9 protein-coding genes and 1 pseudogene are annotated in these 11,911 nt (G+C 32.5%); 3 read left to right on the forward strand and 7 right to left on the reverse strand.

Annotated features, from left to right (window positions below):
• Positions 1–23 precede the first annotated feature (23 nt).
• Complete coding sequence (locus tag BWZ41_RS04215) at positions 24–1,001, reverse strand: hypothetical protein (protein ID WP_143689511.1); 978 nt, start codon at positions 999–1,001, stop codon at positions 24–26.
• A 68-nt stretch (positions 1,002–1,069) separates the two neighbouring features.
• Positions 1,070–2,446 carry a malonyl-CoA decarboxylase gene (locus BWZ41_RS04220; protein WP_143689512.1) on the reverse strand — a complete coding sequence of 459 codons (1,377 nt, stop codon included), beginning with the start codon at positions 2,444–2,446 and terminating at the stop codon, positions 1,070–1,072.
• A 281-nt stretch (positions 2,447–2,727) separates the two neighbouring features.
• Here BWZ41_RS04220 and BWZ41_RS04225 point away from each other — a divergent pair, with 281 nt between their 5' ends.
• Positions 2,728–3,420 carry a TerC family protein gene (locus BWZ41_RS04225; protein ID WP_143689513.1) on the forward strand — a complete coding sequence of 231 codons (693 nt, stop codon included), beginning with the start codon at positions 2,728–2,730 and terminating at the stop codon, positions 3,418–3,420.
• Between the two features lie 221 nt (positions 3,421–3,641).
• Here the strand turns inward: BWZ41_RS04225 and guaA are convergent, their stop codons facing one another.
• From guaA to ccmC, 4 genes are all read right to left on the reverse strand, one after another.
• Complete coding sequence (guaA, locus tag BWZ41_RS04230; RefSeq protein WP_143689514.1) at positions 3,642–5,204, reverse strand: glutamine-hydrolyzing GMP synthase; 1,563 nt, start codon at positions 5,202–5,204, stop codon at positions 3,642–3,644.
• A gap of 227 nt (positions 5,205–5,431) precedes the next feature.
• Positions 5,432–6,907 (reverse strand): type II secretion system protein GspD, encoded by a 1,476-nt coding sequence (locus tag BWZ41_RS04235; protein WP_177429455.1) that lies wholly within the window; start codon positions 6,905–6,907, stop codon positions 5,432–5,434.
• Positions 6,908–7,471: 564 nt separating this feature from the next.
• Positions 7,472–8,068: a hypothetical protein gene (locus BWZ41_RS04240; RefSeq protein WP_241653902.1), complete on the reverse strand. Its 597-nt coding sequence runs from the start codon at positions 8,066–8,068 to the stop codon at positions 7,472–7,474.
• A gap of 339 nt (positions 8,069–8,407) precedes the next feature.
• Positions 8,408–9,118 (reverse strand): heme ABC transporter permease CcmC, encoded by a 711-nt coding sequence (gene ccmC / locus BWZ41_RS04245; protein ID WP_143689516.1) that lies wholly within the window; start codon positions 9,116–9,118, stop codon positions 8,408–8,410.
• A gap of 142 nt (positions 9,119–9,260) precedes the next feature.
• Between ccmC and BWZ41_RS04250 the strand changes: the two genes are divergently transcribed.
• Together BWZ41_RS04250 and ykgO are read left to right on the forward strand one after the other, a co-directional pair.
• Positions 9,261–10,076 carry a pyruvate, water dikinase regulatory protein gene (locus BWZ41_RS04250; RefSeq protein WP_143689517.1) on the forward strand — a complete coding sequence of 272 codons (816 nt, stop codon included), beginning with the start codon at positions 9,261–9,263 and terminating at the stop codon, positions 10,074–10,076.
• 61 nt (positions 10,077–10,137) lie between these two features.
• Positions 10,138–10,266: a type B 50S ribosomal protein L36 gene (ykgO, locus tag BWZ41_RS04255; protein WP_143689518.1), complete on the forward strand. Its 129-nt coding sequence runs from the start codon at positions 10,138–10,140 to the stop codon at positions 10,264–10,266.
• 267 nt (positions 10,267–10,533) lie between these two features.
• Here ykgO and BWZ41_RS04260 read toward each other — a convergent pair.
• Positions 10,534–11,826: pseudogene (locus BWZ41_RS04260) on the reverse strand (IS4 family transposase).
• Between the last annotated feature and the right edge of the window lie 85 nt (positions 11,827–11,911).

Genomic DNA, 11,911 nt, shown 5'->3' on the forward strand with positions numbered 1-11,911 from the left:
TATATCTCTCTTTGCTAAAAACATTAAGCTGTCCTTGCCAATGGACGGCAATGCTCATTAGCTGATGCTTGCTTCACTGTGCTACTTGGATCTTCTTGCTGTCTACACATTTTTACTGCATCAGCAAGGCTTAGGTAAGCATTACCAACTTTAATCTTTACATCTTTATTTTTTTCTAAATCCGCATCAGTTGGTCTATCACTTATTATTCTAATACTACCATCACTGTTAGCACCTAATGTAATGCTACATTCCTTTCCATCTACATACCAGTTAAACTTTATTCCATATTGAACTGTAGCACCTAAATCATAATACCTCACTTTTTTATCTACAAAGCCATAGATAGTTTTTTCCTGGTTGCTATTTAGAATAAGAAAACCAGCAATATTGTTTTTTTTACAAAAATCATTATTTAAAAACTCGCTTATTTTAATATCTGTGCTTTTGTTGTCATTTTTTAGCGTGATTTTTGCATAAAAAGAATCAAGATCTTTATGTTTTTCAATTGATATTCCATCAATAGTACCATTTACGTACTTGCTAAATTCTTCTTTAGATTTCTTTTCTAATTCTTCTTGCTTTGCTGCATCTTGTTGCTGTTGCATTTTTTCCTGGAGTAACATAGCTCGGTTACGTATTTTTTCTATATCGCTGTTATCACCAACAAGTAGCCTTAAAGCTTCTACCACTATCTTTAAATTCTCATAAGCTACTTTGATATTATACTTATCACTCAAAGACTGACTATTAGCTAAAGAATGTTTCAAGCTATCCCAATAATCCTCCTCAATAATATCAAATTCATCTGTAAGCAATTTATAAATATACCGAAGCTTTTTTATTATTTCTTCTTTTTCACTATGATCATTGTTAATTAACTCTAGACTTTCTCTAATATCATTAACTAAGTTATCAGATACAGGCAACTTTACTATCGACTTGCTCTGTATTGACTTCTCTAGTTCTTTTGTGATATCTTGAAGTTTTTCCAAAATCATACACTTTACCTCATAAAACTGTCTAATACATATATGTAAACATTAGGAAATTTTCAATATATTTTTTATTATTCCTTCAACATAGATGACACTTTTTTTGAATGAGAAATCACTTTATTAATCATGTAATTTTCATGATTGTGATCTATTTTAGGCAATTCATAGAGATAATTCACCATAATTCCGGCTGACTGACTAATGCCTTTTTCAGAAGTATCAGCAATCCAGTTGATTTGTTTGATTGATGCACCATTGCTTAAATGAAAGTGTGCTACCGGATCATAAGCACCCCCACCACTGCTTTTAACCTTTAGCAAATAATGTGCACACAGTTTCAGTAGGGACTTTTTTTCGCATTCAATGTTAGTTTTTATGCTTTCTAAAATTTCTGTACCTGATTGTTTTATATTAAGCTTACCTAATAAAGCTACGTCTTGATTTTTTAGCCATGTTGTAAAGCCAGGAACTGGAGAAAGAGTTGCATACACTTTTACGCTTTTAAATTCTTGCGATAGTTTTTCTACGACTCTCTTTATTAAAAAGTTACCGAGGCTAATTCCAGATAAACCAGTTTGAGTGTTTGATATTGAATAGAATATAGCAGTACTTGCACTGCTTGGGTCACTTGAAGGAACTGACTCGTCCAAAACGTGTTGAATACTATCTGCAATCTCATTCATCAGTGCAACCTCTACAAAAATTAAAGGTTCATTTGGTATTTTGTAATGAAAGAAAGCAAAACAGAGATGATCAGAATCTAGTCTGTTTTTTAAATCACCCCAAGAGGAAATTTTATGTACAGCTTCATATTTTATAAGTTTTTCCAACAATGATGCAGGTGAATTCCAGGTAATTTGATGAAGATCAAGTAGATCAACATCAACCAAAGTACAAAGTATACTTTTTAATTCGTTTTCTAGTGGACTTAGACTTTTATATTGATTCTTCAGCTTGAGTACATCAGAACGCATATCAACAATAAACTTAAGACCCTCCGGCAAGGAGATAAACTGCTTCAATATTTTAGAGCGTGGTGATTCAAGGACTTTTATTAAATCCTGTTCAAACTTATAGCTCGACTCAGAATCTTGATTTTTCTTATATACTTTTATTTCTTCATCTATTTTCGTTTTGTCCGGATTGAACTTTTCTGCCAGGGTTTGTAAAAATTTTATTTGACCTTCCTCTGATAAACTCAAGTACAAATTACCGAGAGATACGGTGTTCTTACGTGCTGAGACTTCACCCCCCTTTGGGTTTAAGCATTCGTTCATCTTCAAGACTAAACTATCGATATCGCGACTACTACTTAAATCAGGGCCAATATTGCCAACCCATGACCTTACAGCATCTGCTACTTCACCTAATATTTTAAAAAAGCCCTTTGGTGCTTTCTTATCTTCAACTTTTACTATATCAGTTTTTGCTAATGATTCTTTTGTCATATGTTCCTTTTATCGTGTATCTATCTTAATTTAAAGAAAAATCTTAGTCTACAAAGAAGGCATATATTTTCATGGCACAACTATTTTGCAATCTATTAAAATTTTCGTAAAGAGAGTTAGATTTTTAATTTCATTATTTCTCTTACAAAAGTACTTTTATTATAAAAATGCCCTTTTGCCTCTTTCTTTTCCGGGTAAGGCTGGTTTTTTAATTACCTAGTTGAAGTTACTTAATTTTTACACATCTATTGTAAAGTACAAAATCTGACTTTGGAATGAAAATGCTAGCTGATGCTTGGACTTTATTGATACTTACGCTACTTGAAACTATACTTGGTATAGACAATTTAATCTTTATTTCTCTAGCAATAGATAAGGTGCCAAATCTGCTGAGAGAAAGAGCCCGCCTGATAGGTTTTGGCTTGGCGCTATTGATGCGTTTTGTAATACTATTTTTTATATCACATATATTATCAATGGAAAAGCCTATATTTCACTCTGTATCACTAGATATTTCAGTAAAAGATTTGCTTATGATTGCAGGAGGGTTATTCCTTATTGTTAAAAGTTCTATGGAGTTATGGAGCGAAATTTTTGTACATAAGGAGAACAAAACAAAGGCAAACGTTAAATCACAATTTTTTTTAGTTGTGCTACAAATTATATTAATAGATTTAGTTTTTTCTGTTGATTCAATATTAACTGCTATAGCATTAACTCATAATATGATAATCATTGCCATAGCATTTACATTTTCCATATTAGCAATGCTATTTTCATCAAGTTATACCGCTCAGTTAATAAAATCCAGCCCAAGCTTAAAAGTAATTGCCATTCTATTTATTTTACTCATCGGTATATATTTAATACTTGAAGGACTTCACATAGAGCTACCAAAAGCATGTTTGTATTCTTCATTCATGTTTGCATTGCTTGTGGAAGCTATAAGCAAAATAAAGACAATGCGGCCTTGAAATTATTTTGCACAAGGCAAAAGTCTAATTTTTATTCCGGTGTGTGACGAATATCTGTACGAACATTTCGATGTCATCCGAGTAGCTGACACTGGTTCTTTTTTTTCTGGATTCCAGCGTCACGCGCTGGAATGACATTAAATAGTTTTCCTTAAAATTTGAGTTATGCAAGCAGCCTCTTTGGTGTGATTCGAGTAGCTGAAACTGGAATGAAATTACTGCTACTCCCACTCAATAGTTGCTGGTGGCTTGGAAGTTAAATCATACACAACTCGATTTACTCCGGAAACTTTGTTAACAATTATACTACTGACGTCTTGCAAAAACCTCCAAAATACTAATGAATGTTGATCTTTATTTTCAAATGGAAATGCATCAGCTGTCATGCCATCAGATGAAGTCACAGCCCTTAAAGCGCAAACATATCCGTATGTACGATTATCTCCCATAACTCCCACAGTTTTTACTGGTAACAGTACAGCAAAAGCCTGCCATATTTTATCATACAGATCATAATTTTTCATTGTGTTGATATATATTTCATCTATTTCTTGTAATATTCGTACCTTTTCTTCATCAACCTCACCTATGATCCTCACTGCAAGTCCAGGTCCAGGAAATGGATGTTGAAATATTATCTCATCTGAAAGCCCAATTTCTTTGCCAAGCAGCCTTACTTCATCTTTAAAGAGATAGCGTAAAGGTTCTACTAGTTTCAGATTCATTTTTTCTGGCAATCCACCAACATTGTGATGAGATTTAATTGTACTAGTGTTTCCTGAAGCGTGCCCTGATTCAACTACATCAGAGTAAATGGTGCCTTGCATTAAAAAATCCACATCACCTATTTTTTTTGCCTCTTCTTCAAATACTTCGATAAAAGTATTGCCGATAATTTTTCGCTTTTCTTCCGGATCAGTTATTCCCTTTAACCTACTTAAAAACAAGTTTGATTTATCAACGTAATTTATTGGAATTTCTTTTAACATAGCAGTGGTCTGGCTCTTACGCAATAACCCAGTATCGATAAAAATACAGTTTAATTGTTTTCCTATAGCTTTGTGTGTAAGAACTGCTGCAACACTTGAATCAACCCCCCCACTTACTGCAGCAATTACTTTTTTCTCCCCTACTAAGTTTTGAATTTTTTCCTTCTGTTTTTCAATGAATGACTTCATTGTCCAATCTCTCTCACAATTTGCAATATCTAAGAAATTAGAGAGAAGTTTACTACCATTTGTCGTAGGCTTAACTTCAGGATGGAACTGAGTACAGTAAATCTTCCGCTGTTCGTTGGCAATTATTGCGATTGTTTGATTTATTATACCTGAGGCAATAGCAGTAAATCCTTGCGGTATAGTTTCGACACTGTCTGCATGGTTCATTAGCACATCGACTTCGGAATTAACGTTCCAAGTATCCTTTATAATTGGGGATTCTTTTAGTATCTTGATTTTAGTTTTGCCAAATTCCTGATTGAATTCTTTTCTTACCTTTGCCCCGAAATAATGACAAATGAGTTGCTGTCCATAACATATTCCAAGTATAGGAGTGTTTATTGTTTCGTTAAGTTTTATAATTTTATGTGCTACTTCACTTACTTCAGAGCAATTGTCATTTACAGATTGCGGTCCTCCAGAAAAAATAAATCCATTGAATTTTGATACTGTTTCGAAATCGATATTGCTTGGAAATATTTCACAGTAAACGCCCATTTCCCTGATTTGTCTTGCAATAAGCTGTGTAAACTGTGAACCAAAATCAATAACGGCAATTGCTGACAATGTGCTCCTCCATATTATTTAAAGCAATATTTGATAATAAAGAAAACAGTAAAGTAAGTAAACTAAGACCTGTTTAAAAACTTTAATATATGACTAAAGTAACTTAAATTTACTGCAACAGATTTGTGATTAAGCTGTCTTAATTATCATTCTGATACTCTCTTCTTATCATAATAGCAACCCCAACATCTTTCCTTAAGTTGATGCCATTGCCTGAACGGATACGTTTAATATATATATAAATTCCTATCTTTTATATCTAATAAACCAAGTGTTGGTACGATTGTTGCTTTCAGGAAGATGACGGTTTCTACTGTCTTAGCCAGTTTTTTTGACTTTTGATGCAATAAGTTTTGGTTATCTTTTCTATGCTCTATAAGCCCACCAATTACCATAACTTCGCCGCTCTTAATTTTTAACGTAGAGTGCATTTCTCTGGTTTCAATAATTGGAATGTCACTATTTAATTTCATTTTATTCTGCTGTGCGACATATTCTATATTTGGGTCTTTAGTGTAATCGTTAATTCTTGATAAGGTTGGATGTATATCCATGAATATTTCATTAGTATCAATGTTAATGCTTGGGTGGATTATTAACACCACACCTATTGGAGTGCTATTCATCTTGGTAATTAAGGCATGATTGGAGTTTCCGGTATCTTTCTGTATATCGGAAGTAAAATAGATATGGTTTTTAGTAAATGAAATCATTGCTTGCTGATTATTTATAGCATGTACTCTAGGGCTTGAAATTACGGTTGAAGTGCCAAATTTATTTAAAATTTTTACTAAATCTCCTAAATCACTCACACTAGAGTTAATTGCTAGGTCAATAATAGAGTTACCTTGATTTGTTATAGATTTGGTTTCATTATGCAAATCATTTAAGTTGATACCAGAAAGGTATTTATCGTCTAATAAAACTTCAACTATTTTGGCCTCGATCATTACTTGAGAAGACGCCAATTTCTTAACTTTATTAATATATTCTTCAACAGCTTTGTGAATATCTTTTCTAGCATTTAGAATAATGACACCAGCTTCTCTGTTGGATGAAAGAAACTCACCATCATCTACTCCGTTAACATCCATTATTGCATTTAAGCCTTTTTCTAATGAATTCCATAAATCACTACTATATTGAGATTTCATATAGTTTCTATCACCATCACTGTCGGTAATATTGTTACCAATGATAAAACTCCTTTGCGCAGAGTGTTGAATATTGATGAAGTCTACGTAATAATTTTGTGCATATGGCAAATCTTGTTCAATTCTAATTACACCATTATTCATTGAGTAACGCAATTTGGCGCTGTTGGCTATATTCTGAATTACTTCGTTTATGTTCTTATCTTTTAGCTTTAAAATAATATTACCTGATATTTTGGAATCTATGTCTAAGTTAACGTCAGAAAGTTTTCCTATCTCAATCAGTAAATCCTTTACTGGTACTTTTTCATCAACATTAATCGAAAGAAACTGATTACTGGTTGTAAGATCGGGAAACTCTACCGGTAAAGGTATCATTTCTGGTATTGCTGGTTCGTTATTCTTCAAAGGAGTATTATATTGTTGCAACGAATAATCGTGCTTATAATTGTCTATATTAACAGAATGTTGCTTGTTAGGTAGATGTGTACAAGAAATAATGAAAAGGAGTATTAAACATTTTAAAATAGCCATGAGGGCAGCATACAAATCTATACTAATAGTTTTCTATAAAAATGTTAAAAATGTATTTAATTGTATCCGTTCAGGGGAGTGGTTTAAGAAATGATAGATAGGAGATTATGAAAAGGGTTTAGCCGTATGGAAGTGGGATGAAAAGAAGCACTGGTTTCACATGCGTCTGAACAGACACCATTTTACAGCATTTTAAATTTGTCCTGTGCAATGTTTGTACAGTTGCGATAAAAATTACTTGACAAATTTTGACAGCTTTGTTATTTTGATAGTGAAGATATTCTAGAGCTCGAAATCTATCTTCGTCTGCAGGCTTTTCAACTTAATTAATTTATAATCTCTAATTAAAGTATATTGTACTTATGTATAGATAACTTCTATCATAGCTATGTACATTTTTCTGAGTTTTTTTGTATTACTTAGGAGGATCATCATGTTTAAAATCACGGATTACGCATATCATTGACATAAATGCCTTAAAAGGACAGATGGTACCTACGTCCTCTTTATATAGATTATGTATTTGTTCAGATACGACTAAATTGTGTCTAGTGTAGAAAAAATTAGACAAATTCAGCCTTATATAGAACCAAATTCAACGGAAGTAGAATTATCCTCATTTCCATAATAGTAAGGATTTGCTTCTTGCGTATTATTAACAGCAGTTTTTAATAGTACTTCCTTATCACTATTCCATGCAACTTTCTCCATAATTGGAATATAATCCTTACACTTTTGATTATCTCCACAATCCTTGATTTTACTATCATCATTTAGATAACGCTTCAATGCATCATAGTATACTTTAGTGTTATTACCCTCTTTATCTATCATTTGTCCTAAGGTATTAACAAGTATCAATGGTGCAACTTGTTTTGCTTTTACAACACTTGTTTCACTGGACTCTCTAAAGAGATTAGGACATGCTCCTCTGGAAAAAAAGCTCTTGTTGAATTCTGGATTACTACGGTAAACGTTCGGGTAACAGAAACTCTTAATCTCTTCTTCTTGACACGCTAACTCTATTTGATCATCGACACATTTTTCACATTCTATATTACCAAGCCAGGATATTGAATTAAGATCCTCTGTAAAGGCAAATTTAAAATTTACTGCACCATAATTACCATTTGCTCCCTCTTCTATATATTTTGCAATCTTAGGATTACTGTACATCTCAGGATATAATTCCTTTAGTAAATCAGATGCACTAAAACCTTGACAACCTATCTTATTATCAACTTTATAAAAATGAGAATATGGCCCACAATTTTCATACTTGGAACAATCTGAGGTTACTTTTCGAGATGTAATTTCTCCATTTTCATTCTCTCCTTCATCAGTAACAGGTTCGCCCGTATCAATTTCACCTTCTCTATCGGTAACAGGTTTATCTATACCACTTCCTTTTTTACATTCTTCAGCTATTTTTTATACCACTTAGTCTCTGCTGATGATTGCTCTACATTTTAATTTCCGTAGCTGTTCACAACATTACACTCTGGAACTGCATACCTAATATCGCATGCTGATTTCTCTCTTTATCTTCTGCAAATTAATTAAATGAAGGGCATTAAGTATCCACACTACTAAAAAAAGTGTGGTACAAAATATAAACATTGCAATGAGTGGCAGCAGTAAAGAACCTTCTATTGCTACTCCACCTTTTCTAAAAATACTTGCTGGCTGATGAAGAGTAGACCATAAATTCACAGAAAATTTTACTATGGGAATATTTATAGCACTAAAAATGGCAAATACTGCTGATGATTTCTCTGCTCTTGCTTGATTATCAAAAGCGCTCGACAATGAAAAATAACCAACATACAGAAAAAACAAAATCAGCATTGAAGTAAGCCTTGCATCCCATACCCACCAAGTACCCCATGTTCCTTTTCCCCAGATGCTACCTGTGATTAAGCATATTGCCGAAAAGACTGTCCCTGCAGGAGCAGCGGCATGTGCTAAGACACTAGCAACACTATTGTTCCATACCAACGAAATGAAACTGAGTAATGCAATAAGTCCGTATATTCCAAGAGCAAGCCATGCAGAAGGCACATGAAGATACATAATTCGTACAATTTCTCCTTGTTTATAATCTCCTGGGGAGAAGAATAATGCCAAGAACATTCCAATTAAAAAACATGCGAAACAAATAACCCCAAGCCAAGGTAGAGCTTTTTTAGTAAAAGAAGTGAAATTTGTAGGCTTTAATAAAAACATTTGTTTTGAGAATAATTGTGTTAAGAACTTATCAATTAGTTTGAGTTTTATCAACAAGATAGTTTTTCTATATTTACGTAGTATAATAAATTAGCACAATTTCAGTAGCAGATTGCTTGCTATTATTTTTAGTATAACGTTGATGACCCTTAAAAAGCTTAACCTACACTTAGTGTCAGATTCAAGTGGTGAAACTGTTATATCAGTTGCAAAATCAGCTCTGAAACACTTTCGTTCTGTAGAAACTATCGAATATGTTTGGTCTTTTGTAAAAGGAGAAGAGCAGATCGATAAAATTCTGGAGGAAATTGAGAGAAAAAGTGATGAGCATAACTTTGTTATATGCACTATTACTGATGATGGGCTCAGAAAATATCTAAAAGATAACTGTATCAAGTTAAAAATTCCATATCGAGCAATATTATCACATATTATTAGAGAAATCTCATCCTATCTTGAAATTGAAAAGGATGAAAAACTTGACCTGTATACTGAAATAAATAACGAGTATTTTCAGCGTATTGAAGCAATAAACTATACCATCAATCACGATGATGGACAAGGTATTCAAATCGATAAAGCAGATATAATTTTGGTTGGAGTTTCACGCACATCAAAATCTCCCACTAGTATGTATTTAGCTTATAGAGGCTACAAGGTTGCGAATGTTCCTTTTGTTAGTGAGGTACCCTTTTATATCGACTTAGCAAAATTAAAAAATAAACTGACTATAGGAGTAACAATCAACCCAAGTAGACTAGTAGAAATACGCAAAAACAGACTTACTTCAATTAATAACAAAGATAATAATATATATGCTGATTCTGAAAAAGTAGAAAAGGAAATTAAAGAAGCAGAGGAGTTCTTTAAGCAAAATAACTGGCCAATTATTGATGTTACGCAAAGGTCGATCGAAGAAGTATCAGCAACAATTATACAATATTTTAATAAAATTTAATCAATTGACTAACTCGCTGTAAGTGATAATAATGTAAGGTAATTCTATTCTTACTGTAGATATGAAAATTAAAGGGTCGCTAAAATCTCATCGTAACAGAGATAAAAATTGTAAAGTTGTGAAAAGGGGTGGTAAGATTTATATTATAAATAAGGTAAAACCAAGATGTAAAGCGCGTCAAGGTTCTTAGCTTTTTGTTTGCCTTTTTATCTCATATGTTTTTCATATGGAAGCATGTTTAGAAAGAAACAAAAATTGTTGTATTTAACCATAGCCCTGCTCATTTCTTCTCTTACATTATATTTTGGTATTAACATGATGACAGGCAGACGTGACTTGTTAACATTAATTAACTTAAAAAAAAGAAATTAATTACGCGCATCAACAAGCCCATGCATTTTAGTTCCACTCTAAGCCCTCTTGAGCTGGTAATGTTCAAAGAAGCATACGCGTCAAGTTAAGAGATTGTAAGTAAATTCAGGGAAGTTAAGGTAGATACTCTAGTTTTTCTGTACTTGTCTTTTAATGAAAATCGAGACCAAGTTATGGTAATCTTTTTAAGAAAAATTTTCAAACTATTAACTTTATTCTTTAGTGCTAAAAATAACTCTCTAACCCGCCTTTTTAGCTCAATAAATGCCTTTGTTAAGCTAAGTTCTGTATTCTTTTTCACTTCTATGCAACCAACTATGCCGTGAAATATAAGAATTGCGCACAATTTAGCATATAGTTCACATAATACTCTGCATGGCTTTCCTTTTAAGTCTGATATGCCTTTTATACAATTTAAATAATAACTCAATTTGCCACCTTACTCTGTAATACTTGCTCAGCACTAATTTTATCCTCTGGAATATTAGTTTTGACCAGTTCAACAATTTTTGATTTCTTTTAGAGGATCTGCGATCTTGCTAATCTATTAGCTTTCCTTCTTCTGGCTATATTCAGTTAGTTTCTGACATATAATTCTTACTCTAATTTTTGCTTCTTTTCCTAACAATACCTCGTTTTCTAAAAATAACTTATCCTCTAAACATTCTAATAACTCCATTTTTTGATTTGTTTCTACATCATATATGTTGGTATCGGATTTATAACGACTTATGAAATAAGCTCCTATTTCATTGATTTGTTTAAAAGAACTTGAACCGAGATCAGATATTAGCAAATCATTACTTAATATATTACTTAAATGTTTCCTATATCCCTGGTCTGATCTTACTCCCTCCGTTAAATTAAGTTGGTCTATTATCTGATTCATGTAGTCGAAAACTAATTGTAACTTTATTCCAGACTTAGTATTGCTTTCATAGCCACTGTAGCTAGTACCATAACCTTTATACATCTCTTCCATATTGTTAGGTAGAGTAATATAGCTACTGTCCAATAATTTAACACTATTAAATAGCTGTAAGATTTTGCAATTAACTTGCAAGATATTTTTAAAGAGAACCACAGATTCATTATACATCCTTTTCATAAATTCCACTGCTTCTTCAGTAAATCTAAAATCCAAACCTTGTTTTGTTATATCTATCGAGTCCTCGTTTAGTAATTGACACATTGTTTCTACGCTACAATTATCAACCCCTATATTACCCAAGACCATGGCTTTTACGAACGATGAACCTTTTAGCTTTCTCTTTCTTTTTATAAACCTTGTTGTAATTGAGATTTTGTCTGCTTTTTCATTAAAAAATTCTTTGAGCTTTTTTGATAAGCTAGTTATTTTATTCATTGGTTCTCTCACTAAAAGTATTTCTGGGAGAACTTATACCTTATTATTCTATCTCTTTCATACCTTTATTTCCTTAACTTGACGCGTATGCTTTATT

The sequence above is a fragment of the Wolbachia endosymbiont of Nilaparvata lugens genome (assembly GCF_007115045.1).
In the GTDB taxonomy this organism is placed as follows: Bacteria; Pseudomonadota; Alphaproteobacteria; order Rickettsiales; family Anaplasmataceae; genus Wolbachia.

What these genes read in the sequence shown, in the direction of transcription:
- BWZ41_RS04215 (WP_143689511.1), bottom strand. Translation starts at nt 1,001, where the DNA reads ATGATTTTGGAAAAACTTCAAGATATCACAAAAGAACTAGAGAAGTCA.
- BWZ41_RS04220 (WP_143689512.1), bottom strand. Translation starts at nt 2,446, where the DNA reads ATGACAAAAGAATCATTAGCAAAAACTGATATAGTAAAAGTTGAAGAT.
- BWZ41_RS04225 (WP_143689513.1), top strand. Translation starts at nt 2,728, where the DNA reads ATGCTAGCTGATGCTTGGACTTTATTGATACTTACGCTACTTGAAACT.
- BWZ41_RS04240 (WP_241653902.1), bottom strand. Translation starts at nt 8,068, where the DNA reads ATGTACAGTAATCCTAAGATTGCAAAATATATAGAAGAGGGAGCAAAT.
- ccmC (WP_143689516.1), bottom strand. Translation starts at nt 9,118, where the DNA reads ATGTTTTTATTAAAGCCTACAAATTTCACTTCTTTTACTAAAAAAGCT.
- BWZ41_RS04250 (WP_143689517.1), top strand. Translation starts at nt 9,261, where the DNA reads ATGACCCTTAAAAAGCTTAACCTACACTTAGTGTCAGATTCAAGTGGT.
- ykgO (WP_143689518.1), top strand. Translation starts at nt 10,138, where the DNA reads ATGAAAATTAAAGGGTCGCTAAAATCTCATCGTAACAGAGATAAAAAT.